At 68.2% G+C, this 26,143-nt stretch carries 22 protein-coding genes; 8 read left to right on the top strand and 14 right to left on the bottom strand.

Features of this window, described 5'->3' with window-relative positions:
- Positions 1-1,339 (bottom strand): NAD(P)H-hydrate dehydratase (locus DBO33_RS06720; RefSeq protein WP_107660034.1); only part of this gene is annotated, 1,339 nt, incomplete at its 3' end.
- Positions 1,340-1,450: 111 nt separating this feature from the next.
- Here DBO33_RS06720 and DBO33_RS06715 point away from each other — a divergent pair.
- Entirely contained in the window at positions 1,451-1,882 is a 432-nt protein-coding gene (locus tag DBO33_RS06715) for a cupredoxin domain-containing protein (RefSeq protein WP_234390719.1), read from the top strand.
- Here the strand turns inward: DBO33_RS06715 and DBO33_RS06710 are convergent, their stop codons facing one another.
- Positions 1,883-2,374: a MarR family winged helix-turn-helix transcriptional regulator gene (locus tag DBO33_RS06710; protein WP_107654246.1), complete on the bottom strand. Its 492-nt coding sequence runs from the start codon at positions 2,372-2,374 to the stop codon at positions 1,883-1,885.
- 139 nt (positions 2,375-2,513) lie between these two features.
- Here DBO33_RS06710 and DBO33_RS06705 point away from each other — a divergent pair, with 139 nt between their 5' ends.
- On the top strand, positions 2,514-3,710 hold the full coding sequence (locus tag DBO33_RS06705) for an MFS transporter (protein WP_107654245.1): 1,197 nt from the start codon (positions 2,514-2,516) through the stop codon (positions 3,708-3,710).
- Between the two features lie 248 nt (positions 3,711-3,958).
- Here DBO33_RS06705 and glmS read toward each other — a convergent pair whose 3' ends face one another.
- Positions 3,959-5,842, bottom strand: a complete 1,884-nt coding sequence (gene glmS, locus DBO33_RS06700) for a glutamine--fructose-6-phosphate transaminase (isomerizing) (protein ID WP_107654244.1) — start codon at positions 5,840-5,842, stop codon at positions 3,959-3,961.
- 36 nt (positions 5,843-5,878) lie between these two features.
- On the opposite strand from glmS, the gene DBO33_RS06695 reads away from it, so the two are divergent.
- Positions 5,879-6,736, top strand: a complete 858-nt coding sequence (locus tag DBO33_RS06695) for a dienelactone hydrolase family protein (protein WP_107654243.1) — start codon at positions 5,879-5,881, stop codon at positions 6,734-6,736.
- Between the two features lie 209 nt (positions 6,737-6,945).
- On the opposite strand, the gene DBO33_RS06690 is transcribed toward DBO33_RS06695, so the two are convergent.
- The 5 genes from DBO33_RS06690 to DBO33_RS06660 form a co-directional block, all read right to left on the bottom strand.
- Positions 6,946-7,293, bottom strand: a complete 348-nt coding sequence (locus DBO33_RS06690) for a hypothetical protein (protein ID WP_159080140.1) — start codon at positions 7,291-7,293, stop codon at positions 6,946-6,948.
- A 160-nt stretch (positions 7,294-7,453) separates the two neighbouring features.
- A complete protein-coding gene (locus DBO33_RS43860; protein WP_234390718.1) occupies positions 7,454-9,367 on the bottom strand; it encodes a hypothetical protein in 1,914 nt (637 codons plus the stop codon).
- Positions 9,368-9,406: 39 nt separating this feature from the next.
- Complete coding sequence (locus DBO33_RS06670; RefSeq protein WP_107654238.1) at positions 9,407-9,739, bottom strand: hypothetical protein; 333 nt, start codon at positions 9,737-9,739, stop codon at positions 9,407-9,409.
- A gap of 106 nt (positions 9,740-9,845) precedes the next feature.
- Entirely contained in the window at positions 9,846-10,154 is a 309-nt protein-coding gene (locus DBO33_RS06665) for a DUF6802 family protein (protein WP_107654237.1), read from the bottom strand.
- A 105-nt stretch (positions 10,155-10,259) separates the two neighbouring features.
- A complete protein-coding gene (locus tag DBO33_RS06660; RefSeq protein WP_107654236.1) occupies positions 10,260-10,451 on the bottom strand; it encodes a PspC domain-containing protein in 192 nt (63 codons plus the stop codon).
- A 179-nt stretch (positions 10,452-10,630) separates the two neighbouring features.
- Between DBO33_RS06660 and DBO33_RS06655 the strand changes: the two genes are divergently transcribed.
- Positions 10,631-12,286, top strand: coding sequence for an ABC-F family ATP-binding cassette domain-containing protein (locus DBO33_RS06655; RefSeq protein WP_107654235.1), 1,656 nt, complete (start codon positions 10,631-10,633; stop codon positions 12,284-12,286).
- A gap of 41 nt (positions 12,287-12,327) precedes the next feature.
- Here the strand turns inward: DBO33_RS06655 and glmM are convergent, their stop codons facing one another.
- The 5 genes from glmM to DBO33_RS06630 form a co-directional block, all read right to left on the bottom strand.
- On the bottom strand, positions 12,328-13,704 hold the full coding sequence (gene glmM, locus DBO33_RS06650; RefSeq protein ID WP_107654234.1) for a phosphoglucosamine mutase: 1,377 nt from the start codon (positions 13,702-13,704) through the stop codon (positions 12,328-12,330).
- Between the two features lie 206 nt (positions 13,705-13,910).
- Positions 13,911-14,426, bottom strand: a complete 516-nt coding sequence (gene rpsI, locus DBO33_RS06645; RefSeq protein WP_107654233.1) for a 30S ribosomal protein S9 — start codon at positions 14,424-14,426, stop codon at positions 13,911-13,913.
- On the bottom strand, positions 14,423-14,866 hold the full coding sequence (rplM, locus tag DBO33_RS06640) for a 50S ribosomal protein L13 (RefSeq protein ID WP_107654232.1): 444 nt from the start codon (positions 14,864-14,866) through the stop codon (positions 14,423-14,425). Before rplM ends, rpsI begins: the two co-directional genes overlap by 4 nt.
- Positions 14,867-15,024: 158 nt before the next feature.
- A complete protein-coding gene (locus tag DBO33_RS43855) occupies positions 15,025-16,806 on the bottom strand; it encodes a hypothetical protein (RefSeq protein WP_234390717.1) in 1,782 nt (593 codons plus the stop codon).
- 76 nt (positions 16,807-16,882) lie between these two features.
- Positions 16,883-19,399, bottom strand: coding sequence for an FHA domain-containing protein (locus DBO33_RS06630; protein ID WP_107654231.1), 2,517 nt, complete (start codon positions 19,397-19,399; stop codon positions 16,883-16,885).
- Positions 19,400-19,506: 107 nt separating this feature from the next.
- Between DBO33_RS06630 and DBO33_RS06625 the strand changes: the two genes are divergently transcribed.
- Complete coding sequence (locus DBO33_RS06625) at positions 19,507-20,955, top strand: neutral zinc metallopeptidase (RefSeq protein WP_107654230.1); 1,449 nt, start codon at positions 19,507-19,509, stop codon at positions 20,953-20,955.
- Positions 20,956-20,975: 20 nt separating this feature from the next.
- On the opposite strand, the gene DBO33_RS06620 is transcribed toward DBO33_RS06625, so the two are convergent.
- Positions 20,976-22,265, bottom strand: a complete 1,290-nt coding sequence (locus DBO33_RS06620) for an FHA domain-containing protein (RefSeq protein WP_107654229.1) — start codon at positions 22,263-22,265, stop codon at positions 20,976-20,978.
- 146 nt (positions 22,266-22,411) lie between these two features.
- On the opposite strand from DBO33_RS06620, the gene DBO33_RS06615 reads away from it, so the two are divergent.
- The 3 genes from DBO33_RS06615 (at position 22,412) to DBO33_RS06605 (ending at position 26,135) form a co-directional block, all read left to right on the top strand.
- The gene (locus DBO33_RS06615) at positions 22,412-23,617 is read left to right on the top strand and encodes a DUF7373 family lipoprotein (protein WP_107654228.1); all 1,206 of its coding nucleotides are present in this window, start codon (positions 22,412-22,414) and stop codon (positions 23,615-23,617) included.
- An 86-nt stretch (positions 23,618-23,703) separates the two neighbouring features.
- On the top strand, positions 23,704-24,918 hold the full coding sequence (locus tag DBO33_RS06610) for a DUF7373 family lipoprotein (protein WP_107654227.1): 1,215 nt from the start codon (positions 23,704-23,706) through the stop codon (positions 24,916-24,918).
- Positions 24,915-26,135 carry a DUF7373 family lipoprotein gene (locus DBO33_RS06605; RefSeq protein WP_107654226.1) on the top strand — a complete coding sequence of 407 codons (1,221 nt, stop codon included), beginning with the start codon at positions 24,915-24,917 and terminating at the stop codon, positions 26,133-26,135. The genes DBO33_RS06610 and DBO33_RS06605 overlap by 4 nt, the downstream gene beginning before the upstream one ends.
- The last annotated feature ends 8 nt before the right edge of the window (positions 26,136-26,143 follow it).

Here is a 26,143-nt window from a genome sequence, read left to right as displayed (position 1 = left end):
CGAGGTTGGCGGCGGGGGAGTGGGCCCGGGCGGCGGAGGCGGCGGCCCAGGCGGGGGTGTGGCCTGCGGCGAGTAAGGCGCCGATGATGCCGGAGAGGACGTCGCCCGCGCCGGCGGTGGCGGCCCAAGACGCTCCTGCCTCGTTGACCAGGACGGGGGCGCCGGGGGTGGCGACGAGGGTGGCTCGGCCCTTCAGCAGGACGGTGAGCTGCCAGTCCTCGGCGAGTGCGCGCGCCGCGGCCACTCGGTCCGCACCGATCTCCGCGCCGGTCAGCCGGGCGAATTCGCCTGCGTGCGGGGTCAATACGGTCGGGGCCGAGCGGCCGCGTACCAACTCGGGTTCGGACGCGAGCATGGTGAGCCCGTCGGCGTCCACCACGACGGGCAGGTCGGTGGCGAGGATTTCGGTGAGCCGTTTGCGGGCGTCGGCGTCGGTGCCCGCGCCCGGACCGAATACCCAGGCCTGGACCCGGCCGACCTCCGAGACATGCTGGGTGGCAATGACTTCCGGGAACTCGGCGAGCACGTCGGCGCTGCCGGTTCCGGCGTAGCGGACCATGCCCGAGGTCGCCAGCACCGCGGCACCGGTGCACAACACCGCGGCACCCGGATAGTCGGCGCTGCCCGCGCAGACGCCGGTGACGCCCTGGGTGTACTTGTCGTCGTGCTCGTCCGGCACCGGCCAGCTCGCACCGATCGACGCGGGCTCCAGCGCCGCCAGCTTCGGCTCCGGCAGCTGTAAACCGATGGGCACCAGCTCGATTCGCCCGCAGTGCGGCGCGGCGAGCACGTGCACCGGCTTGTACGCGCCGAACGCGACGGTGACAGCAGCGCGGACGGCCGGGCCGGTGATCGCTCCGGTATCCGGATCCACCCCACTGGGCAAATCCGCGGCAACGATCGGGACCTCCAGTGCGGCAACGAGTTCCGCCGCGTCCGGGCGCAATGCACCACGACCGGAGATGCCGACGATGCCGTCGATCACCAAGTCGGGCGCGCCGACCTCGTCACGCACCCGACCGCCTGCCTTACGCAGCGCCGCAAGACCTTTCGCATGGGCGCGGGCCGGGTTCAGCAGCACCGCGGTCACCGCGACCCCGCGACGGCGCAGCATCGATCCAGCCCACAACGCGTCGCCGCCGTTGTCGCCGGAGCCGACGAGCAGGGTCACCGAGCGTCCGGCGACCCCGCCGGTGCGCGCCCGCAGCTCGCCCGCGACGACGGTGGCCAGGCCGTGGGCCGCGCGCTGCATGGGGACACCGTCCGGCACCCGGGTGAACAGCTCGGCCTCGGCCGCGCGCACTTCGTCGGCGGTGAAATAGCCCCGCTGCGTGGACATGGTCGATCCTCCACTGGGTTGTTCGGCACTGCTTGTCGATCACCGCGGGCGTGCCGAGGCGCCGAGAGCGCCGCGCAGGCCCGCAACTCCAGCAGACTACGCTTGGCCATCATGTCTATGGTCAAGCGCCGTGCCAGGTCAACGCAGGTAGTCACCGGATGCGCGCTGGTAGCGGCGCTGCTGGTAGCCGGGTGCGGTGGCGGCGACACGGATTCCGCCGCGACCACCACGAAGCGGTCAGCGCAGTCGACGACCTCGGCCACGACGCCGCCGGGCGATACGAAACCCGCCGCCGTCACGATCGCGGTCGATGACATGAAGTTCGCCCCCGCCGAGATCACCGTCAAAACCGGCGACACCGTCACCTGGCGTTTCGCCGACAAGGCCCCGCACACCGTGCAAGGCATCGGCGACAAGGCCATGGGTCTCAACAGCCCCATCATCGACAAGGGCGACTGGAGCTACACCTTCACCGTCCCCGGCACCTACCGCTACCTCTGCTCGCTGCATCCCGAAATGCGCGGCACCATCACCGTGCAGTAGTCAGACGGGGCGGTACTGACGAGTGCGCGGACTGCGCGCCGAGCTGGTGTTGAGGGCTTCGACGGCCGCCACCAGCGGTGCCAGCTCGGGATCGGCGGCGGCTTGGCCGAGGGCGCTCGCGAGCGCGGCGTCGTGCGTGGGCCTGGCCTGTTCCAGCAGCGTCAGCCCCGGCGGGGTGACATCGGTGTAGATGCCGCGGCGGTCGTCGGGGCACAGGTAGCGCTGCAGCAACCCGCGGTCCTCCAGCCGGGTGACCAGGCGGGTCGTCGCGCTCTGACTCAGCACGACCGCCTCGGCGACCTGGTTCATCCGTAGGTGACCGCCCGGCCCGTCGTGCTGTCGGCTGAGCACGACCAGCAGCGAGTACTCGCGGACGCTCAGATCGTGGCCCGCCTGTAGCGCCCGTTCGATGTGCGCCTCGATCCGATCGTGCAGCAGCGAGAGTGCGTACCAGCCATCGGCCAGGCCGGTCAGGGCGGCATCCGCGGTCATTGCGTTCCTTCCGCGTAGGGATTGTCCCTCCAGAGTAGATGACTATCGCGATAGCCCGCGCTTGCAATTATCACGCGTCTGCAATTATTGTTGACGCCCGTAAGGCTCAGGCGCAACTTATCGTGGAGGCTCCCCGCTCATGCCGCTCGCACTGCTCGCCCTGACACTCGGGGCATTCGGAATCGGCACCACCGAGTTCGTCGTCGTGGGACTGCTCCCCGACATCGCCGACACCTACGCGGTGTCCATCCCCACCGCCGGGATGCTGGTCACCGGGTATGCGCTCGGCGTCGTGGTCGGCGCGCCGCTGATGACCGGGCTCGGCACGCGGGTCTCCCGCAAGCGCATGCTGCTCGGCATGCTGCTGCTCCTGGTGGCCGGCAATGTATTGTCCGCCGTCGCACCAACTTTCGGACTGATGCTGACCGGCCGCATCGTGGCCTCGCTGGCGCACGGGGCGTTCTTCGGCATCGGCGCTGTCGTCGCGGGCACCGTGGTGCGGCCGGATCGGCGCGCCGGTGCGATCGCAATCATGTTCACCGGACTCACCGTCGCCACCATGGTCGGCGTGCCGTTCGGCACCCTGCTCGGCCAGCACTTCGGCTGGCGGCTCACCTTCCTCATCGTCGCGCTGGTCGGGCTGATCGGCTTGGTCGGCGTCGCGCTGCTGGTGCCCGAACAGCCCGCGCCCCAGGACGCCAGGCTGCGCACCGAACTCGCCGTCTTCCGCAACCCGCAGGTGCTGCTCGCGATGGCGATGACCGTGCTCGGCTTCGGCGGTGTCTTCGCCGCGATCACCTACCTCGCGCCGATGATGACCGAGGTCACCGGTTTCGCGGACAGCTCGGTCACCTGGCTGCTGGTGCTGTTCGGGCTCGGCTTCTTCGCGGGCAACCTGATCGGCGGCAAGTTCGCCGACCGGCACCTGATGCCGATGCTCTACCTGTCCCTCGGCGGCCTGGCCGTGGTGCTCGCGCTGTTCAGCCTCACCGCGCACAACAAGATCGCCGCTTCGGTCACCGTCGTGCTGATCGGCGCACTCGGTTTCGCCACCGTCCCGCCGCTGCAGAAGCGCGTGCTCGATCAGGCCTCCGGCGCACCGACTTTGGCCTCGGCGGTCAATATCGGCGCCTTCAATCTCGGCAATGCCATCGCCGCCTGGCTCGGCGGACTGGTCATCGCCGCGGGTTTCGGCTACACCGCCCCCAATTGGGTCGGCGTCGCCCTGGTGCTCATTGCCCTCGCCCTAGCCGTCTGGTCCGGTGCCTTGGAGCGCCGCTCGCTCACCCGATCCGCCTCGGCCCCAGCAAAACCCCTCGTAGCCGCCCACCCCTGACGCTCGCGCACCCGGCGGCACACAACGTGGCCGGGTGCGGCGTTCGACGGAAGCCTTCTCGCGCCTTGCCGCAGCCATGTACTACACGCGAGGCGCGACGCACCCACCAGCCGGCGCCGAACTGATAAGCACCGAGCGGTTCTCGCGTTGGGCCGCAGACTTGCCCCGCTCGGCGGCAACCACAGACGGGTACCCCGAACGCGAAACACCCCGAACCGCTGGAGGTTCGGGGTGTTTCGGCGAACGGACTATTCGACGGTGACGGACTTGGCCAGGTTGCGGGGCTTATCCACGTCGTAACCGCGCGCCTGGGCTACCTCGGCGGCGAAGATCTGCAACGGCACCGTCGAGAGCAACGGCTGGAACAGCGTTGGCGCCGAGGGGATCTCGATGAGATCGTCGGCGAACGGACGGACCGTATCGTCGCCCTCCTCGGCGATCACGATCGTGCGCGCGCCGCGCGCCTGGATCTCCCGAATATTGCTGAGCAACTTGGAGTGCAGCACCGCGCGGCCCTTGGGCGAGGGCATCACCACGATCACCGGCAGCCCCTCCTCGATCAGCGCGATCGGGCCGTGCTTGAGCTCGCCCGCCGCGAAACCCTCGGCGTGCATGTACGCCAGCTCCTTGAGCTTGAGCGCACCCTCCAGCGCCACCGGGTACCCGACGTGGCGGCCGAGGAACAGCACCGTCGACACGTGCGCCAGTTCGCGCGCGATCGCCCGCACCTGCGGCGCGGTCTCCAGCACCCGGGCCACCAGCTTCGGCATCGCTTCGAGTTCGGCGAACTCGCGGGCCACCTCGTCCGGGTACTTGGTGCCGCGCGCCTGCGCCAAGGCCAGACCGACCAGGTAATTCGCGGTCACCTGCGCCAGGAACGCCTTGGTGGAGGCGACACCGATCTCCGGCCCCGCCCGGGTGTAGAGCACCGCGTCGGACTCGCGCGGAATCTGCGCGCCGTTGGTATTGCAGATAGCCAACACGCGCGCCTTCTGCTCCTTGGCGTGCCGCACCGCCTCGAGCGTGTCGGCCGTCTCGCCCGACTGCGACACCGCCACCACCAGCGTCGAACGATCCAAAACGGGGTCGCGGTAACGGAATTCGCTGGCCAGCTCCACCTCGACGGGCAGCCTGGTCCAGTGTTCGATCGCGTACTTGGCCAGCAGCCCGGAGTGGTAGGCGCTGCCACAGGCGACCACGAAGACCTTGTCGAAGTCGCGCAGCTCCTGATCCGCGAGGCGCTGCTCGTCCAGCACGATCCGGCCGCCGCCCTCCTGATCGTGGGTGAAATGCCCGATCAGGGTGTCCGCGACCGCGGCGGGCTGCTCCTCGATCTCCTTGAGCATGAAGTAGTCGTGGCCACCCTTCTCGGCGGCGGCCAGATCCCAGTCGATGGTGAAGGGGCGGGTGCGCGCTGTCGCGTCGTCGCCCGCGAAGTCGGTGACCGTGTAGCTGTCCGCGGTGATCACCACGGCCTGGTCCTGCCCGAGCTCGACCGCCTCGCGGGTGTGCTCGATGAACGCCGTGACATCGGAGGCGATGAACATCTCGCCCCGGCCGACGCCGACCACCAGCGGGGTCGACCGGCGCGCCGCGAAGATCAGATCGGGGTGATCGGCATGGGTGAAGACGAGCGTGAACGCGCCTTCCAACCGGCGCACCACCGCGAGCGCGCTGGCCGCGAAGTCGCCTGCCGTCGGTCCTTCCGCATAAGCCCTCGCCACCAGGTGCACGGCGACCTCGGTGTCGGTGTCGCTGCGCAGCTCGACGCCCGCTTCCTCCAGCTCGCGGCGCAGCGGGGCGAAGTTCTCGATGATCCCGTTGTGCACCACGGCGACCTTGCCGCTGTCATCGCGGTGCGGGTGCGCATTGCGGTCGGTCGGCGCGCCGTGTGTTGCCCAGCGCGTATGCCCCATTCCGGTGGTGCCCGCGAACCGCGCCACCCCGATTTCGGCGAGTTCGGCCTCCAGATTGGCCAGCTTGCCTGCCTTGCGTTCCACTGCCAACGCGCCCGCGCCGTCGACGATCGCCACACCCGCGGAGTCGTAGCCGCGATATTCCATGCGGCGCAACGCGTCAACGACTACGCCGAGCGCGTCCCGGTATCCGACGTACCCCACGATTCCGCACATGGCTCACCAGAGTACTTATCGGATAACGTTCTCGTCGTGTCGGCGTCTGTGAAATCGCTCCTGAGCACCCTGACCAGCCGCGGCCCCCATCGGGTGCTGCGCGGCAATCTGGCGATCGCCGGGCAGCCGGGGGTGGTGTTCACGCCCGAATCCGGGCTCAACCTGCCCGCCGTCGCGTTCGGGCACGGCTGGCTGACCGGCGCCGCCAACTACCGTGCGCTACTCGAGCATCTCGCGTCCTGGGGTTTCGTCGCCGCCGCGCCCGATACCGAACGCGGCCCGATCCCGTCACACCTGGGCCTGGCCACCGATCTGCTCACCACCCTGGACATCTGCACCGGCGTGCGGCTCGGTGACGGCTCGATCAGCGTGCACCCCGACCGGCTCGCGCTGGTCGGGCACGGCATGGGCGCCGGAGCCGCCGTCATCGCCGCTACCCAGCGGGAGGTCGCCGCGGTCGCAGCTCTGTTCCCCGCGCCGACCGCGCCGTCCGCGGAGAACCTCGCACCCGACCTCGACACGCCCGCGCTGATTCTCGCCGGTGCCACCGATCTCGCCTCGGTCAGCTCCAACGCCATCCCACTCGCCACCGCATGGGGCGGCCCGTCGGTGTTCCGGGCGATCGACGGCGCCTCACACAACGGCATCATCGAGGGTCGCCGCGTGCTGGCCGCCGTCGGCGCGGGCAAACACGAATCCAAAACCGCCCGCACCACCCGAGCCCTGCTCGCGGGCTACCTGCTCGCCACCGTCGCCGACGACAAGACCTATCGCCCCTTCGCCGACCCGGAGGCGGAGATCCCGCACACGGTGGTCGTTGATCCGGAAGCCGAGGACGAGACCAAGCCGCCCAAGTTGAAGGTCGGCCAGCTCGCAAGCCTGCTCCGCCGCTAGCGCAAGCACCCCTTCGGCAGCTCGGCAGCTCGGCAGCTCGGCAGCTCGGCAGCTCGGCAGCTCGGCAGCTCGGCAGCTCGGCAGCTCGGCAGCTCGGCAGCTCGGCAGCTCGGCAGCTCGGCAGCTCGGCAGCTCGGCAGCTCGGCAGCTCGGCAGCTCGGCAGCTCGGCAGCTCGGCAGCTCGGAGCACTATGCCGTCGGCTGGGCGGTTAGATCAACCAGGTTTCGCGCTGGTAGAACGCGGCCTCTTCGTCTTCCTGGTCGACGGGGAGCACATCGCGGTTGGCTTTGCGGGCGGCGATGGAGCGGGCGACGGCTTCGCGTTGTTCGCGGGCCTCGGTTTCCTGGCGTTCTTTTTCTTCGGCCTCGGCGCGTGCCTTGTCCAGCTCGTCCGAGTGCGCTGCCCAGAACTCGCGCAGGTCGGCGGCGGACTTATCGGCGAGTTCCCGGCTGGTGTCCGCGGTCCGGCGGTTGATCTCGTCGAGTTCGTCCAGCAGCTGTGCCGAGCGGCGGCGGCATTGCTCGGCGACGCGCTCGATCTCCTCGGCATAACTCACGATGTCGATTCTCCCCGATCCGCAGGTGGACATCAGCTCACGGCTCCGCACCGCGCTCGACGCGACCACTATCCGAGCGCACCAGGCTGACCGAGCGCTCGCTCACTTCCTGACTCGACCGCACCTCAGGCCTCCGGCTCCCCACTGCGCGATGGTGTACTCACAGCGGACCCGCTTCGGCCAGGTCACCCATCGGGCCCGCCTCGGCCAACTCGGCGCCGCTGTCGAAGGGCGCCTCCGCATTCTGTTCGCCCGGCATGCGTTTGGGTGTGTGCTCGCCGTCTTCCTCGCGCCGCATGGGCGGGGCACCGGGGCGGCCGCCGGGTTGGCCGGTGTTCTCCTCGGCGGCGTTGGGCTGCTCGACCGACTTCTTCTGCTCCGGTGCGGCCGGGGCGGGGTCGGCGGGCGACGACCTGTCCGCGGGCGGCGCGGCGGGGCTCGAGTCGCTGGGTGACTTACCCGCGGGCGGCACCGAGTCGGTGGATGACGGCTTCTCTGCCGAGGGCGCGGACGGGGTGGGATCGGTGGACGACGGTTTGTCCGCAGGCGAACCATCTTTCGGCTCGCTCATCTCGAGGATCGGCATCCCGTGCTCGTCGAGCCGCAGACTGAACTCCTGCGTCTTCCCGTCGGCTTCGGACATCATCAACGTCAGCTGGCCGTCCGGCCCCATCTCGAACTTCAGATGCTTACCCGCAACATCGAATTCGGCGGCGGGCTTACCGTCCGGCTTACCGTCGTGATCCCGGTCCGCCTGGTTCGGATCGATGACGTCCTCAACCATCTGCACCGCGCCGTCGACGCCGTCCTTGATGATCCCGGTCAGTGAGCTGATCCCCGCATCGACCAGGCTACTGATCCCGGATGCCAACGGCGACAACTGATTCGCCACCTGACTGAGTGCCGGTAGACCCTCCAACGACGAGGTGTTCGGCACCTGCACGGTCGGCGCAGTCGGTGTCGACGGCACGCTGGGTGCCGCCGGAGTGCCCGGGTTCGACGGCGAAGCCGGCGTCGACGGCGACTCGCCTGTCGACGGCGAAGCAGGCGTGCTCGGTACCGACGGCGCAGCGGGAGACGAAGGCGTGCTCGGCGACGGCGACGCAGGCGTACTCGGCGCAACCGAGACAGGTGTCGCCGGCGTGCCCGCCGGAACGGTTGGCGCCGTGGGATTTCCGGGCTGGGTGGGCAACACGGTGTCCTTCGGCGTGCCCTCACTCTTCGGCTGCTCCGGCACCGGCATCCCCGCCGGACGCGGATAAGCCGTGTCGGGCACCTGATTCAGCGCACCGATGAGCGGTTGATAGACGTTCTCGACCCCTTGATCGGTCAGGTCGCAAACATCGGTGAACTTGCGCACTTTGGCCGTGTAATCAGGCTGGAACACCTTATCGAGCCAGTCGCGACACCGCTGCTGGATCCGGTCCCGATAGTCGGTGCCCGGAATCAACAGCACGATGTCTTGCGCGACGTTGCCCTCGGCGAGTTCCGGGAAGATCCGCCACAGCTTGCTGAGCAGACTGTTCTGGGTGATGTTGCTGAACGAGATCGACGTGCCCGAGATGATGTCGTCGACGTCTTCCGGGGTCTTCCCGTCGATCTTCACCGACTCGCCGTGCTCCAGAATGTGCGCCACGACATCGGCTTTGATCTTCACCGCACTGCGCAAGGCGGCGATCGATCCGGCCAGTGCCCGCCAGGCCGTCCCGGCCGTCTTCCAGTCGGCGTCGGCCCGCCCGACCTGCTGATTCAGCATGTCGATCGCGGCATCGGCGGCCTGCCCCTGCCACAGCGACGGCAGCGCCTGCGCGGAAACGCGCTGGCTGTCCACCTGCACCCCGGCCTCCTGCAGCACCTCCTGCAGCCTGGCCGAGGCGTTGTACAGCTTGTCCTCGTTCAGCCCGTTCTGCTCGTAGAAGCGCTCGTGCAACTGCGCATAACTGGCGAGGTCGGCGGGTGGATCACCGAAGGCGCGGCGGTAGCGCGGCTCGAATTGTTCGAAGTACACAAGACTTCGTGAGCCGATGTCGAGGTACTCCTTGATCGGCGCGTGCGCGGGCACGGTGAAAACCACGGCTACTCCCCTGCCGTCGCGGTGCGGGCGTCCCGGAGCTCAGGGCTGGATGTCATTGCCGGCCTTCGCGATGTCACCTGCGGTCTCCTGCACGGTGTCCGAGTACCGCACGACCGAGGCGCCGAGCGCGTCCGCCGTGGTGATAGTCGCTTCGGCCCAGCTCCGCATCCATTGGCCGATGCGCTCGAAGCCCTGCTGGATCTGTTTGCCGTGCTCGGCGTAGTGCGCGCCGGCGTCGCCGGGCCCGAACGCGTTGTCGGTCACGTCTTTCGATCGCTGCGCCACGACCTGACCGGATATCCGTAGATCGGCGGCGAGCCGTCCCAACTCCCCCGTCTGGACCCCGACCATGCCGCTCGGATCGCCGGTCATCTACGCCCCTCCGTGTTCGCCGAGTGCCGCCATACTTCCTTCGACGCGCGCACCCGGCGTTCGGTTCCATCGAATCCACGGGGTCGCGACGACCCCGCCGACGGAACTACGTGCCGATCTTCCCGTGGTCGGTCCGCACCCACTCCGACGATCCGTCCGGATGCCGGTGGAATTCCCAGGCGGCGTAGTCGCCGTCCTTCTCCACGACCGTGACATGGTCCGCGAGACCGTCGTGGTCGTAGTCGGTCCACACCTGCATGGCGTCGGCACCGTTGGTGGTGATGGTGTCGAGGGTGCCGTCACCGTCGATGTCCTGGGTGGGGTGGTGCAGTTCGATCGCGCCGAGACCATCCAGCGACGAGGATGCGTCGATGCCGGGCAGTTCCAGACCCGGCAATTCACCCGAGGTGATCATTACTCCTCCTCAGCAGGACTCGTGATGCTGTTCATCCGGTCACCCGGCAACAGCGCTATCGCTCCATCCTGACATCCATGGGAGCTCGACGCAGCCCCCTGTGCCTCACTTCTTCGGCATCAGCAGCCACAGCACCAGGTACAGGATGAACTGCGGGCCGGGCAACAGGCACGAAACCACGAAAAGCAGGCGCACGACATTGGCATTCCAGCCGAGGTACTCGGCGATGCCGCCACAGACTCCGGCGATCCACTTGTCGTGGCTGGAGCGGGCGAAACGGCGGGCAGGTGCGGTCATGATCTTCCCTCTCTGGTGGTGATCTCTTCGAACTCCACTCTGCCCAGCCGCGCCTAGTCGCGCATCGCTCCGTGGACCGATACCTACCCTGATTTCCCAGTACCCCAGTTCAGGGTGTGACCCCGAGTAAGTCCGACCGGGTGCGAGGCATGCGGCCTTGACACGGCAGACTTAAGGAAGTGAGTACCACTCTGCATGCGCGCGGCCTCTCCGCGGGACACGGCGAACGCACCTTGTTCGACGACCTCGATCTCACCCTGGCACCGGGTGACGTGATCGGCCTGGTCGGTGCGAACGGTGCGGGCAAGTCCACCCTGCTGCGCATGCTCGCGGACCGGCACACGCCGACCGGCAGCATCACCCTGAGCCCACCCGACGCCACCGTCGGCTATCTGGCGCAGGAACCCGAACGGGTACCCGGCGAGACGGTCCTCGAATTCCTCGGTCGCCGAACCGGTGTCGCCGAAGCCCAGCGCACCATGGACGCGGCCGCCGAGCGCATCGCCGACGGCGGCGAAGACGAGTACTCGCCTGCCCTCGAGCGCTGGCTCGCGCTCGGCGGCGCTGATCTGGACCAGCGCGCCGAGGAGATCGCCGCCGATCTCGGCCTGATCGCCAGCCTGCCCAGCGGCCTCGACACCCCGATGACGGGCCTGTCCGGCGGCCAAGCGGCGCGTGCGGGTCTGGCCTCGGTGTTGTTGTCCCGCTTCGACATTCTGCTACTGGACGAGCCGACGAACGATCTGGATCTGGACGGCCTGGCCCGGCTGGAACAGTTCGTCACCGGTGTCCGGGTGCCGCTGGTGGTGATCAGTCACGATCGAGAGTTCTTGGCGCGGACGGTGAATCGCATCGTCGAGCTGGATCTGGCCCAGCAGCAGGTCGGCATCTACGACGGCGGCTACGAGGCGTACCTGATGGAACGCGAGATCGCCCGCCAGCACGCGCGCGAAGCCTACGAGGAGTTCGCCGACACCAAGGCGGGTCTGGAGGCGCGGGCCCAGATGCAGCGCAACTGGCTCGAACACGGTGTGCGCAACGCCCGCCGCAAGGTGCGCGACCCGAAGAAGGTCGACTCGGACAAGGCGGGCCGCAAGATGCGCGCCGAGTCCACCGAGAAGCAGGCCGCCAAGGCCAGGCAGACGCAGCGGCGCATCGAACGCCTGGACGTGGTCGAGGAACCGCGCAAGGAGTGGGAGCTGCGGATGACCATCGGCGCCGCGCCCCGCAGCGGCTCAGTGGTGGCCTCCCTGTCCGACGCGACGGTCACCCTGGGCGATTTCACCCTAGGCCCGATCAGCATCCAGGTCGACTGGGCCGACCGGATCGTGTTGACCGGCGCGAACGGCTCCGGCAAATCCACCCTGCTCGCGCTGCTGCTCGGAAAGATCCAGCCGGACACCGGAACTGCCTCGCTCGGCTCCGGCGTGGAGATCGGCGAGGTCGATCAGGCACGGGGGCTGTTCCGCGGAACCACCTCGCTGGCCGACACTTTCGGCGCGCAGATGCCGGACTGGCCGGACGCGGAGGTGCGCACCCTGCTCGCCAAGTTCGGGCTGCGCGGCTCACATGCGTTGCGCGCCTGCGAAACCCTGTCGCCCGGCGAACGCACCCGCGCCGCCCTCGCACTGCTGCAGGCCCGCGGTGTGAACCTGCTCGTCCTCGACGAACCGACCAACCATCTGGACCTGCCCGCCATCGAACAACTCGAGCAGGCGGTCGAATCCTTCACCGGCACACTGCTGCTGGTCACCCATGACCGCCGCATGCTGGACACCGTCCAGTCCACCCGTCGCTGGCACATGGAGTTCGGCAAGCTCACCGAAACCACCTGACCGGCGGCGCATCATCGCAATGTGCCGCCGACCGGCGTGGCTCAGACCGAGGCGACGCGCTTGGCGAGATCGTCGGCGAGTTGCCTGGCCTGCGCGGGATCGGTGGCCTCCACCATCACCCGGACCAGCTGCTCGGTTCCGCTGGGGCGCAGCAGAACTCGGCCGGAGTCACCGAGGATGCGTTCGGCTTCCTGTACCGCGTCCCGGATTTCGGGCGCCGCCGCGACCACGGCTTTGTCGCTGACCGGCACGTTCACCAATACCTGTGGCACCGTCTGCAATACGGTGGTTAGCTCGGCGAGGCTGCGCCGGGTCCGCGCCATCCGGGCCATCAGCTTGAGGCCGGTGAGCACGCCGTCGCCGGTGGTGCCGAACTTCGGGAAGATCACGTGCCCGGACTGTTCCCCGCCCAGCGTGAAGCCGCCGCGGCGCAGTTCCTCCAGCACGTAGCGGTCGCCGACGGCGGTGGTGAGCAAGGTGATTCCGGCCTCGCGCATCGCGATGTGCAGACCGAGGTTGCTCATCACGGTGCCGACCAGGGTGTTCTTCGCCAGCTCGCCGGCCTCGTGCATATCGAGGGCCAGGATCGCCAGGATGACGTCACCGTCGACGACATTGCCGTCGGCATCGGCCGCGAGGCACCGGTCCGCGTCACCGTCGAGGGCCAGGCCCAGGTCGGCCTTGTGCTCGCGCACCGCCTGCCGCACCGTGTCCAAATGCGTTGAGCCGCAACCATCGTTGATGTTGAGGCCGTCCGGCTCGGCGTTGATCGCGATCACCGTCGCGCCCGCCTCGCGGAAGGCGGCGGGCCCGACCTCGGCGGCCGCGCCGTGCGCGCAGTCGACCACCACGGTCAGCCCGGACAGATCCTGCGCGGTCGCCTCGACCAGGTGCTCGACGTACCGCTCGTGCGTGCTCGCGACGCTGTACTGCTCCGGAATAGCCAGTCCGTGGTCGCGCGCGCCGGACGCGTTGACCACCCGCCCGATGCCGCGCCCGGTCGGTCGCAGCGGGGTGTCCTCGGCGAGCAGCGCCTCGATGCGGTCCTCGATGGCGTCGTCGAGCTTGTGCCCGCCTGCGGCGAAGATCTTGATGCCGTTGTCCGGCATGGGATTGTGCGAGGCGGAGATCATCACGCCGAAGCACGCGTCGTAGAGGCCGGTGAGGTAGGCGACGGCGGGCGTCGGCAGCACGCCGACCTGCAGCACGTTCACCCCGGCGGCGGTGAGCCCCGCGGTTACCGCGGCCTCGAGCATCTCACCGCTGGCTCGCGGGTCGCGGCCGACCACCGCGAGGGGACGCTTCTTGCCACTGCTCAAAATCTGGGCGGCCGCACCTGAAACGCGCAGCGCCAGTTCCGGACTCAACGACTCGTTGGCCAACCCACGGATTCCGTCGGTGCCGAACAAACGTCCCATACCTCAGCCCCTCATCGGTGGATCCGCGGCGCGCCCGAAGGCCACTGCCTGTTGCCACGAAGGGCCCCGAGAACGCCGCGGGTTGATACAGCACGAGAGCAGGCGACCAGCCGTGCTGGGCGCCTGCTCTCGTACAGCTTGCCCGCCGACCACACCGCCCCCGGCACCTCCAGGGTGCCGGATGACGGTGGTCGACGAGGCCGAAATCAGCGCTTCGAGTACTGCGGCGCCTTACGCGCCTTCTTCAGACCGTACTTCTTACGCTCGACGGCACGGGGGTCACGCGTCAGGAAGCCGGCCCGCTTCAGCGCGGGGCGGTCGTCCGGGGTGACCTCGATGAGCGCACGGGCGATGGCCAGACGCAGGGCGCCGGCCTGTCCCGACGGGCCGCCGCCGTGCAGCAGGGCGACGATGTCGAAGTTCTCGGCCCGCTCGACGGTCACCAGCGGCGACTTGACCAGCTGCTGGTGCACCTTGTTCGGGAAGTAATCCTCGATGGTGCGGCCGTTGAGCACGAAGTTGCCGGAGCCCGGCACCATGCGCACGCGGACGACGGCTTCCTTGCGGCGGCCGACGGTCTGCACCGGGCGGTCGATCACGACCGGGGCGAAGGTCTCCGCGGCGACCTCGGCCTCTTCGTAGCCTTCGCCGTCCTCAACAACCTCAACGGCGTCGAAGTCCTCGACAACGGCTTCCTCGTTGAACTCCTCGGGAGCGGTCACTGGGCCACCTGCTTGATCTCGAACGGAATGGGCTGCTGAGCGGCGTGCGGGTGGTTCGGGCCTGCGTAGACCTTCAGCTTGCCCGCGATCGCGTTGCCGAGCTTGTTCTTCGGGATCATGCCCTTGACGGCCTTCTCCACGAGCCGATCCGGACGGCTCTCCAACACCTGACCGACAGTGCGCGACTTGAGGCCGCCCGGGTGCCCGCTGTGGTGGTGGATCAGCTTGTCCGCCTTCTTGTTGCCGCTGATGGCAACCTTGTCGGCGTTGATGATGATGACGAAATCGCCACCGTCAAAGTTCGGTGCGTAGGTCGGCTTCGTCTTGCCACGCAGCAGATTCGCTGCCTGCACGGCGAGACGGCCGAGCACTACGTCAGTGGCGTCGATGACGTACCACTGACGGGTCACGTCACCCGCCTTGGGGCTGTACGTAGGCACAGTGCTTCCCTGTCTGTAGTCGGTGTTGCCGGCCAGGCATGTGGTCGAAGCTCCCGGCGGCCGGTGGAGACCCGGGTTTCGATTGCACAGCCGGTTGCCCGGCCATCCATACGCCAACGAGCCACAATACCAGCCCGGATCGGACGGTCTAAATCGCGTCAGATCTGGATCGGCGGACCGGGATCGATGGCCCGTCGCGGACCGGGCAGCAGGTAGCGCAACGTGTCGATGCCCGGCTGCTCACAGTCCTGATCCACCACGCCCCGATCGTTGCGGCGGCCACCCGCCGCATGCCCGCGAGCGGACGAGATGCCCGGCCGGACCTCGTTGGTCACGTAGGGCGTCAGCGGACAGGCGATCGGGTCGGCCGCGGCGAGCGGTCCCGGTGCCGCCGTCAGTGTCACCTCGGCCGCGGTCAGCTCGACACGATCACCGCCACCCGGCAGCGCGACCACGGCCAGCGCCATCGCGCCGACCACCGTGTGCGCCCCGAACAGGTTGTCCTTCATCTTGTTCCAGAGTTTGCCCTTGCGGGGCCGGCCCTCGTCGTCGTCGGATTCGGGTTCCTGCCATGGACTGGGCCGTTCCGGTGCGGCGTCGGACTGCGGCGCCTGATACGAGCGCTGGCCGGGCGGCGGCCCACCCTGGCTACCCGGCTCGGTGGGCCGAGCCGGCTGGTTCTCTGGGTACTGCCCCGGCGGCCGGGTGAAGCGGCCGCCCAGCTCGGCGAGGTTCGGCGGAAGCCCGCGCGGCACCTCGTCGCGGCTGATCCGCGTAGTCGGATCCTCGCCGGTCGTCGGGTAGCCGGGCCCGTACTGCACGGGCGGCACCGTTCGCGGCGGAGACGGATCCATGTGGGGTTGCGGCAGTTCCGTTCGGCGCTGCGACGACTCCGCTTGGCGCTGTGCCGATTCCGCCTGCCGATGCGCGGCACCGGCCTGACGCTGTCCGGGCGCGGCCTGCTGCGGCGCGGATTCGGCCCGGTAATGCCCGGCTGGATCGCGGAACTGCGGGCCAGGATCCTGGAACTGGGTGGGGTCCACTCGCGGCTGCGCAGGCTCGGCGTGCCTGCCCACCGGCTCCGGCTCTTCGGATTCGGTATCGGTCACCAACAGGTGCGCGGCACCCAGCACCAGTGCGTGCATCGGATGATCGGCGACCTGCAGCCGATGGCCGAGGTGATTCTGGAAGGCCAACCGCAGCGCGTCGTTGAAACACACGTTGCCCGACAGCAGCACCGTCGAGGTGTCCGCGCCGATCGAGCGGGCCGCGGCCATCACCTCGATCACCACGTTGTCCGCGGACCTGGCGTCGCGCATGGACTCCACGGTCACCGGCACGTCGACCGACTCGGTCGGCTGTTCGTCGTCGCCGTGCACCGCGACCACCAGCATCGTCCGGCCGTCGGAGTACACACCGGTCGCGCCGATGCCGTGCGGCCTGGCCTGATCCGGCGGGTGCACCAGTCCGAGCGCACGTACGTACCCCGACAGCGCGATGCTCTCCGGCAGCGGCTCGACGGTCACATCGAGCTGCTCCACCAGCGCGGCGTACACCTCGACCTTCTCGTCCGGCCAGCCGTCCGGGTACGGCAGCGCCACCAGGTCGGGCTTGCCGCGCAGATGCTTGCCGATGGCGGCCAGCGGGTTGTACATCCTGGCCCGGAACACCAGCTCCGCGGGCCAGGTCGCGCCGGCCACCACGATCTGCGGGTGCCCGAGGATGTCGCGCACGTCGGCGATGGCCATGCCGAGGTCCGGGCGCTGCCGGTCCACGCCGGCGGTGTGCAACCGTCCCGACGAATCCGCCAGCAGATATGCCGGCGGTGTCCACATGCCCTCCACCTGAACCGGGCGGATCGGTGTGCCACCGCCACCCGCGGCCACGGACACCACATCCCAGCCGAGATGTACCGCCCCTACTCGCACCGTCACAGGCATAAGTGTGCCTGGTGTGTGGCCGAGATGCTTGCTGTTGTCCGGAGGCCCCGGTCGGGGCCGCAAAATCGCTCGCCCATCACGCGGCCGAGGACTTCAGTCGCAGCCGTCGCCAGGTGATGACGGCGAGCACCAGGGTGATCAGCAACAGCACACCAACGTCCAACGCCCAGATGCTCGCCGTGTGCTGCCACAGCGTGTCGGGCTGTGCGTTGAGGAACACCTCACGAATGTTCACCGTCGAGGCTCCGGCCGCATACCCCCAGCGCGCCGGGAACAGCCAGGACACCTGCTCGAGCACGACGCGACCGGTGACCGGGATCAACCCGCCCGCCATCACCAGCTGCACCATGATGGCGACCACCAGCAGCGGCATCACCTGTTCGTTCGACTTCGCCAGCGACGAAAGCAGCAGGCCGACAACGACACAGCACACCGCGGTCAACGCGATGTCGATGTACAGCTCGGCGCTGCCGGAGGCCAGCACCGCACCCTCGCCCGGCCGCTTCTTGCCCGCGAGCACGATGCCGACCAGCACCGCCGACTGCAGCAGCGCGGTGATACTGAACACCGCGATCTTCGCCGACAGATACGCCGACGGCAGCAACCCGACCGCGCGTTCCCGCTGGAAGATGGTGCGCTCGCCGACCAGGTCACGCACGGTGAGCGTGGACCCCATGAAGCAGGCGCCGAGGATCAGCACCACCAGCAGCTGCTGGGTCTCGCCGCCGCCGGTCGGCACGAAGGTGCCGTCCGGCAACGCCTTCAACGCACCGCGCTGGAAACCGTCCTTGCCCGGCACCACCAGCGAGAGCGCGCCGAGGATGAACGGCAGGATCACCAGGAACGACAGATAACCGCGGTCGGCCAGGATCAACCGGATCTGTCTGCGGCACAGCGTCGAGAACTGTTTGCCGCCACTGGATTGCGGCGGCGAGCCCGCGGACCCGTATTGCTGCGGCGGCGGGGGTGGCGGTGGCGCGAACGCCTGCCTTGATCGATACGCGGCGAACGCCTGATCCGGATTGGCGGCCACGTTGGCGAAGATCTCCGCCCAGTCGGTGGTGCCGAGCGCGGCGCCGACGCCGGCCGGGTTGCCGCAGTAGGCGGTCTTGCCACCGGGCGCGAGCAGCAGCACCTGGTCGCACATGTCCAGGTGCGCGATGGAGTGCGTCACCACGATCACCACACGACCCGCATCGGCGAGCTCGCGCAGCATCACCATCACCTGCCGGTCCAGCGCCGGGTCCAGGCCCGAGGTCGGCTCGTCCAGGATCAGCAGGGACGGTCCGGTGAGCAGTTCCAGCGCGACCGACGCGCGCTTGCGCTGGCCGCCGGAGAGCCGGTCCACCCTGGTGTCGGCGTGCTCGGTGAGCGAAAGTTCTTTCAGCACACCGTCGATCACCTGCTGCCGGTCGGCCCGGCTGTTGTCCGGCGGCAGCCTCAGCTCGGCCGCGTAGCCGAGCGCCTGGCGCACGGTGAGCTGACGGTGCAGCACATCGTCCTGCGGCACCATGCCGATCCGGGAGCGCAAGGCCTCGTATTCGGCGTGCAGGTTGCGGCCCTCGAAGGTGACCACACCGCCGGAGGGCTGCGTGGTGCCCGCGATCAACCTGGACAGCGTCGACTTGCCCGCGCCGGACGGACCGATCAGCGCGGTCAGCGTGCCTCTACTGGCCTGCATATTGACGTCGACCAGCAGCTGCTTGTTGCCCTCGACGGTGAATCCGACCCCGTGGACCGCGAGCCCCTGCTCGGCCACCGGCTTCTGCCGCAGGACCAGCGTGCCCTGCTGGACGACGAAGTCGATATTGCCGATGGTGATGATGTCGCGCTCGCGCAGCACCGCCCGCTGTTGCCGGTGGCCGTTGACGAAGGTGCCGTTGGCCGAGCCGAGGTCCTCGATGGTCAGCCCGTCGGCGGCCGCGACGAGACGCGCGTGCTTGCGCGAGGCCAGCGGATCGTTGACGACGATCTGGTTGTCGGTGGTGCGGCCGATCGACAGGCCCCCGGCGGGCAGCCGATCGGCCCTGGCGACCGCCGCGGTGGACGCCCGCGCGCGCACCGGCGGCATGTTCGAGGTGTCGGCCCGGGTCGTCATATTGATATTGACCTGCGGCGGCGCATCCTGCGGCGGTTGATAAGCCGGCCGCTGGAACTGCTGGGCGGGTCGCTGCGCGGACATCGGCTGGCCGGGCATCGGCTGACCCGGCATCGGCTGACCGGACATCGGCTGCTGGCCCGACTGCGGTGGCCGCACCGAAGGGCGCTGCGGGGGTTGCGGATTAGCGGGCAGCAGATGTAGCAACGGTCCACTGATCGCGTCGCCGAGCCGCACCTGCGTCGGCCGATCGATCGAGACCGCCTGGGTCAACCGGCGCGCGTCGACGAACACGCCATTGGTGCTTCCATTGTCCGACAACACCCAGGCGCTACCCTGCCATGCGAGCGTCGCATGGACCCGCGAAACGAGCGGGCTGTCGACGAACAGCGTCACCTCCGGCGCACGACCCATGGTGACCTGCTGGCTCGAATCGAAGACTCGTTCGTTTCCATCATGGCGCACGGTGATGGTCTGCGCCCCCGGTGAAGACATGCAGCGGATACTATTCCATCACCCGGACATCGGCGGTGCCCCCGATGCGCCTTATACCCCGATCCGGCGACCGATGTGAACGTGATACCGGCCGACTAGGGGGAGCCTTGCCGAAAGTCCGTGCGACGGCCATCATTACCGCCGCGCTGATCGTCGTGCTGCTGGTGGCGGGCTGCACTCGGCTCGTGCACGGCCGCGCCGTCTCGATCTACGACGACCCGTTCAAGGTGGCAGGACTGCCAACCACCAGCGGTCCCAACGGCCCCCGGCCCGGCGTCGAGGACAGCAAGTTGAAGGCGACCAACGGGGACGGTAGCGCCGAGGACACCCTGGCACTCAACGCCGTCGAGGACATCCAGACCTACTGGCGCACCGAGTTCGGCAAGGAGTTCCAGAACGCCGATTTCCAGCCGGTCGACAAGCTCATCTCCTGGAGCGCGCAGGCGCCGCGCAGTGACTCCGTCGAATTCTGCAAGGAGACCACCTTTCATCTGGTGAACGCCGCGTACTGCCGCTTGGACAACTCCATCGGCTGGGACCGCTCGGTGCTGCTGCCCGCCATGACGGAGACCTTCGGCAAGATGGCCGTGGTCATGGTGCTCGCGCACGAGTACGGGCACGCGGTGCAGACCATGGCCAAGCTGGTCGGCGCCAAGGATCCGGTGATCGTCAAGGAGCAGCAGGCCGACTGCTTCGCCGGTGCGTTCATGCGCTCGGTCGCCGAAGGCAAGTCCAAGCACTTCACCATCGATACCTCCGACGGCCTCAACTCGGTGCTCGCCGCCACCGTGGCCATCCGCGACTCCGACCCCGATGATCCGGAAAGCGTGCACGGCTCGGCCTTCGAGCGCGTCACCGCCGTGCAGGTCGGTTTCACCGACGGCCCGAAGGGCTGCAAGCGCATCGACATGGACGAGATCACCCAGCGGCGCGGCAACTTGCCGAAGGACTTCAAGGACGACACCGGCCGCGGCGAATACGAGATCAACAAGGAAACTCTGATCGAGCTCAGCAAGGCTCTCGCCGCGCTGCTGCCGACCAAGCCGTCACCGACCTACGACTACTCCGGCGCCAAGATCACCTGCCGCAACGGGGTGCCCACCGGGCCGGTCAGCTACTGCCCGGAGAAGAACACCATCGGCACCGACATCCCCGCCCTCGCCCAGCGCGGCGCCTCCAACTGGGATGTGGACGACCCGCTGCCGCTCAAGGTGACCGGCGACTACAACGGCTACATCGTCTTCATCTCCCGCTACACCCTTGCGGTGCAGCAGAATCAGGGCCAGCAACTCGTCGGCGCCAAGACCGGCCTGCGCGCGGCCTGCCTGGCCGGCGTGATCACCGGCAAGCTCGCCCAGCCGGGCCGGACCTCCGGCCAAGGCGACATCAGCCTGGCCGCAGGCGATCTCGACGAGGCCGTCTCCGGCCTGCTCACCGACGGACTGGCGGCCAGCGACACCGAGGGCAACACCGTGCGCAGCGGCTTCGCCCGCGTCGACGCCTTCCGCGCCGGTGTGATCAACGGCGAAAAGACCTGCATGTCAAGGTATTCCTGACCGGAAGATCGGTTCGCGTCTCAACCGCCGAACGGTGGCGGGGCCATCGGCTCGAAGCGCAGCACCCGATTGCCGAGCATGACCTCGGCGCCCGGGACCAGCACCATGGATTGGTTGGGGGCCAGGCGAATCCAGTCGCGGTAGCCGGGCAGGCGGGTGCGGGTGCCGTTGGTCGAGCCGCGATCCACCACGGTCACATCCCAGTTCATGAGGTGGATCTCGGCGTGCGCGCGGGACATGCCACCCGAGGAATCCTCTATTCGCCACGGGACCAGGCCGCGTTGTGCGGCATCGGAATGCTCTGGGTCACGGCCGATTACCGCATCCGCGGCGAGCACGAAGGTGATGCCGTCGTCGAGGATCAACATGCCGAGCGGCGGCCGGACCACCTCGATCAGCGGCTGCGTCTGGTCCACCGGCATGCCGCACACCGTGCAGAACGCCGCGCGTGGATCGCTGGGATGCGCTCTGGCGCACTTGAATCCCATCACCTTGACGGTGAGCGCGGTGGACTTCGCGGTCGCTTCCAATCGGCGCTGCAGGTCCGGGTCGGGCGGCGGGGCCGGCGTGGTGCCGCGTAGCTGGGTCGGCGCGTGCTGCGGTTCCGGTGCGCCGCCGGTCCGGTGCGCGGCGGTCGCCGCCTGACTTCCAGTGGGCGGCTCCGCTGCTCGCTGCTGCTCCGGTGGCGGTTCGTGGTCGATGCGCGCGGTCGGCAGCGGCGCCTCCTCGTTGCGCCGGTGCGCTCCTTCGCGCACAACACTGGACCGGGCCCGCGCTCCGTCGGACCAGATGATCGCGCCACCCGCCTGTGCGATGCCCTCGACCAGCCAGCCGATGCCGCGCTCCGCGGGCAGTTCAGGGATGCGCCCCTTCGCGTCGTCTACGAACAGCGCGACGGCCCGGGCGGGCACGCCGGCCACCCGATCGACGGTGAACGCCGCGTCACTTCCCCGGTACCGCTCGATCGCGCCATCCCCGACCAGCACCGCCGTCACCGCACCGTGCAGGAAAATCGCCACCCCACCGTTCTCCGCGGTGGACAGAATCCCGAAATCGATCGGCTCCCCCGGGCTGATCTGCTCGGCCTGCTTCATCAACCAGCGGGTGGCCTCCCGCGCCACCAACGCCCCCGGCCCGTTCGGCTCGTGCTCGGTGGCCGTACGAACCAACTCGGCCAGCGATTCCAGGGCCAGCGCGGCCGGCGAATCCTGGGTCGGCCTGCCCTGTCCGCGATGCGCGACAACCACCACCGACCCCGCGACGCGCGCCACCGCGTGACTACCGACAACGACCTCGACCTGCCGGTCCATCAAAGGAATCGGCCTCGGCGAAGCGGGCATTGCGGGGTCGTTTGCACACGACCCAGGGTATTGCAATCCCACAACTATCGGGCCCCCTGCCCGGCGTCCGTCCGGTAACTTCAGTGGCAGCACGTGGAGGAAACGAGGGGCCGGTCATGGTTCGCACATCACGTATCGCGCTGGTCGCATCGTGTATCACAGTGGCTGGTCTGCTGACCGGATGCGGCGGCGTGCCGGGCACCGCCACCGCGGGTGAGATCGACGTACGCCAGCTGGAAGTCGGCACCTACGCGGTCGACCGCCACCGGTACGACCAGGACGCGGGCGACAAAGCCGCGCTGGTCGAGGGCATGCGAATGTCCGACGCGGTGGTCCCGACCGTGCAGATCGATCCTTCGCTGAAGGTCGGCCGGGGCAGTGCCGTGGTCGCCGACGCCGAGCAGGCGCTCGATTTCGTCGCCAAGTCCTCCAAGCCGGTCTTCGACGACCGCAAGCTGATCACCGGCTACGCCGCCAGCGGCGCCGATCGCCCCGACCCCGAGGGACAGACCAACCCGGCCCCCGAGGCCACCGCGGTCACCATCGCGTTGTTCCGCTTTCCGGACCAGGCGACCGCGAAACTCGCCGCCCGGGAGCTCGAGGACGTCGACATCGCGATCTCACCGGAGAACCGCAAACTGCCCTCCACCGCTTACCCGGACGCCTACATCCATTGGCGCCCCGGCGTTCCCACCGTCGGCACCTTCATGGCCCAAAGGGAATTCGTCATCTCCTTGTTCATCCAGCGCCCGCGCGCCGACAGCACCGATCTGGTGGAGTGGGTCGAGAAATCCCTCGCCGCCGAGGTGGCCCAGCTGGACAAGTTCCAGGCCACGCCGCAGGAGAAGATCAAGGATCTGCCGGTCGACCCCGAAGGGCTGCTCGCCCGCGTCGCCGTCAGCGACCGCAAGAACCGCACTCCCGACACCGCCACCTTCGCCATTTTCGGCCCGCACCACATGGTGCACCGCGCCGACGATGAATCGGCACACCTGCGCCTGATCCAAGCGGCGGGGGTGGACCGTCAGGCCATCGCCGACGACAGCTACATCGCGCGCACCAGGGACAGCGCCGCCGCCCAGGAACTGGCCGCCGGATTGATGGAAAGCGAAGGGGCGCACTACGACACGCTGGGGGCGCCGAAGGACGTGCCCGGCGCGAAATGCCTGCAGCTCAACAGCAAAGGCAATCCGGAACGCGAATACAAGTTCCGGTGCTACGTCGCATACAAACGTTATGTGGGTGTCGTCACCAGCGACAAAGAACCGGATGTCCGGCAGAAGGTGGCGGCCGAATACGCGCTGCTGGCGAACAGTCTGTGAGGCGGTCCCGCAACTTTATGGTCAGGTGCCGCGGCGCGCGGTGACGTAGTATTCCGCCGGGAACCACAGTCGTCAGGGGAGGGACCTTGCTGCCGCACGCGAAGACGATACCGCGCCGAGCGACGTATGCCCTGGTCGCGACGGCAGCACTGGTGGTCGCCTGCGGCGGCTGCGGGTCGGACGAGCAGCCTGCGACCAACCCGCCTCCGGCCATCGAGCTCAGCAGGCTCGATGTGGGAAATTACGAGACGAAGCCACGCCAATTAGGCGCCGTGAAAAGTCTCGAACAGGCTCGAATTATCGAGGCGGAACGGCTCGGCAATTTCGTCCCCCCGGCCCTGGACATCGATCCCCGCTTCGTGCACGGCAATCCGTTCATGGCGACGGTGTTCGTCGATCCGGAAGCCGCCCTCGGCAAGGTGATGGCGGTGGACCGGTTCGCCGAGGCCGCCCCGGATTTCGTCGCAGGCTTTCAGAGCTTCGGCCGCACCGAGGCCGAGAACCGAGGCATTGATCTGATGAACGCGGTCATGGTCTTCCCCGACGAACAGAAGGCCAAGGACGCGGCCGCGGCGCTGGAGCGGGTCGATTACGAGGCAGGCGATCGCAACACCGCCGTGTCGATCCCGAAATACCCGGCAGCACATGCCCATTGGCAACCGAACCAGCAGTCGATCGGATCCTGGTTCGCCACCGGCAAATTCGTCGTCTACACGTGGGTATACGACTATCTGAAGATCTATATCGAGAAGGTCGACCTGCCCGCCCTGATCGCGCTGGTGGAGAAGAGCCTCGACACCGTGGTTCCGTCCATCACCAAGTTCACCCCGACCCCGCCCGACCAGCTGATGAACCTGCAGATCGACCTGGACGGCATGCTGAACCGCACCATCGCACGCCCCAGAGAAGACTCCTGGCTCAATCCGCCCGGTGCGTACCACGGCCGCACTGCCATCCATTTCGCCAATAACGCGGCCGAGGTGCTGCGCGACATCGAGAAAGCGGGCGTCGACCGTTTCGCGGCGAACGGGATCGACCTCTATCGGGCCCGTGATGCCGCCGCGGCCACGACATTGCAGCAAGACCTCGGCGGCCTCACGAAGCGGTTCAAGACGGCCGACTCCCCCGCCAACCTGCCCGTCGCCGAATGCAAGGAGTACATCGGGCGCGGCAACCTGGCGATCCGCTTCTACTGCTCGGTGTCCTACGACCGCTACGCCGCGTTCTCCGCGTCGCACCAGCTATTGGACGCGCAACAGCGGATCGCCGCCGAATACACAGTGCTGGTGAATGCCCGATGAGGCGCGCGTTCCTGATCCCCTTCGCCGCCTTGCTCGCGGCGGGCCTCACGGCCTGTGGATCCACCATGCCGGGGACCGTCGAGCCCGCCGAGATCGACATTCGCACGCTCGATACCGGATCCTACCCGACCGAGCCGCTCAATGCGCACGACGACGACTACAAACCGGATTTCATCACCATGCCGCACATCGCGGCGATGCGGTTGTCGGACTACGTGGTACCCGCCTACGAAATAGACCCGAAACTGAAATACGGCCAGCTGCCGTTCGAGATCACCCGTGGCTCGCTGCCGTCGGAACTCGGTATCGAACCCGACCTGAAGCCGATCGCCGCGCGGCACAAACTGCTGTTCGGCTTCCGGACAACCGGTTTCGATCAGAAGACGTCGATCATTCCGTCCGGCTGGCCGGTCAAGACCCGGCAGAACACGACAACCATCTCGACGATGGTCATGCAGTTTCCCGACGTCGAGCGGGCAACGGCGGCAGCCACCGAGTTCCACGACGCCGACTTCGCCGCCAACCGGGACAACCAGCGGGTGCCGCTGCCGAAGTATCCGGCCGCCCGCGCACAGTGGCGTCCGGATGCGCCATTCCTTCGCACCACCATGGCCCACGGCCCTTACGTCGTCGCACTGCTCGTCTCCTCCAACGGCCCGGACCTGCCCGCACTGACGGCGCTCGCCGAAAAGACCTACGACATCCAGCTTCCCGTGCTGGACCAGCTCAAGCCGCTCACCGAAGAAGAGACCTATCAGCTGCCATGGGACCCGGATCATTTGCTGAGCCGCGCATTGAATCCGAACAAATTCGAACGACCGGCGATAGGCACGCAAGCGCTCTACAATTTGCGCGGCATCGTCCAGTACGCCGATGATTTGAGCGTCGCGAAACAGCGTTTCAGCGCGATGAACGCGGACCGCTTCGCCGTATCCGACGGAACAATCGTGGCCCGCGCGCCCGACGCGGCGGCGGCGAAAAAGATTGTCGCCGAAAGGCTCACTCCCGCTCCCGTTGCGAACGATGCCGCCGCACCACCGAATGTGCCGGATTCGGCCTGCGTCGAGCACAGACAGGAGGCCTTCAACTTCGAGATGAAACGATTCACCTGCGTCGTCGCTTACCGCCAATACGCGGGATTCGTCACCGGTAACCAGTTGCTCGACGTCCACCAACGCGCCGCCGCGCAGTACGCAATCTTCGCCAACAGCCGGTAATGCCACGC

The organism is Nocardia suismassiliense, assembly GCF_900269665.1.
GTDB classification, from domain to species: Bacteria; Actinomycetota; Actinomycetes; order Mycobacteriales; family Mycobacteriaceae; genus Nocardia; species Nocardia suismassiliense.
Note: the sequence above shows the minus strand (reverse complement) of the source record. Positions and strands in the feature narration are given on the sequence as shown.

Coding starts and splice junctions, on each gene's coding strand:
- DBO33_RS06715 (WP_234390719.1), top strand. CDS start 1,451: ATGTCTATGGTCAAGCGCCGTGCCAGGTCAACGCAGGTAGTCACCGGA.
- DBO33_RS06710 (WP_107654246.1), bottom strand. CDS start 2,374: ATGACCGCGGATGCCGCCCTGACCGGCCTGGCCGATGGCTGGTACGCA.
- DBO33_RS06705 (WP_107654245.1), top strand. CDS start 2,514: ATGCCGCTCGCACTGCTCGCCCTGACACTCGGGGCATTCGGAATCGGC.
- glmS (WP_107654244.1), bottom strand. CDS start 5,842: ATGTGCGGAATCGTGGGGTACGTCGGATACCGGGACGCGCTCGGCGTA.
- DBO33_RS06670 (WP_107654238.1), bottom strand. CDS start 9,739: ATGACCGGCGATCCGAGCGGCATGGTCGGGGTCCAGACGGGGGAGTTG.
- DBO33_RS06665 (WP_107654237.1), bottom strand. CDS start 10,154: ATGATCACCTCGGGTGAATTGCCGGGTCTGGAACTGCCCGGCATCGAC.
- DBO33_RS06660 (WP_107654236.1), bottom strand. CDS start 10,451: ATGACCGCACCTGCCCGCCGTTTCGCCCGCTCCAGCCACGACAAGTGG.
- glmM (WP_107654234.1), bottom strand. CDS start 13,704: ATGGGACGTTTGTTCGGCACCGACGGAATCCGTGGGTTGGCCAACGAG.
- DBO33_RS43855 (WP_234390717.1), bottom strand. CDS start 16,806: ATGCCTGTGACGGTGCGAGTAGGGGCGGTACATCTCGGCTGGGATGTG.
- DBO33_RS06630 (WP_107654231.1), bottom strand. CDS start 19,399: ATGTCTTCACCGGGGGCGCAGACCATCACCGTGCGCCATGATGGAAAC.
- DBO33_RS06620 (WP_107654229.1), bottom strand. CDS start 22,265: ATGGACCGGCAGGTCGAGGTCGTTGTCGGTAGTCACGCGGTGGCGCGC.
- DBO33_RS06615 (WP_107654228.1), top strand. CDS start 22,412: ATGGTTCGCACATCACGTATCGCGCTGGTCGCATCGTGTATCACAGTG.
- DBO33_RS06605 (WP_107654226.1), top strand. CDS start 24,915: ATGAGGCGCGCGTTCCTGATCCCCTTCGCCGCCTTGCTCGCGGCGGGC.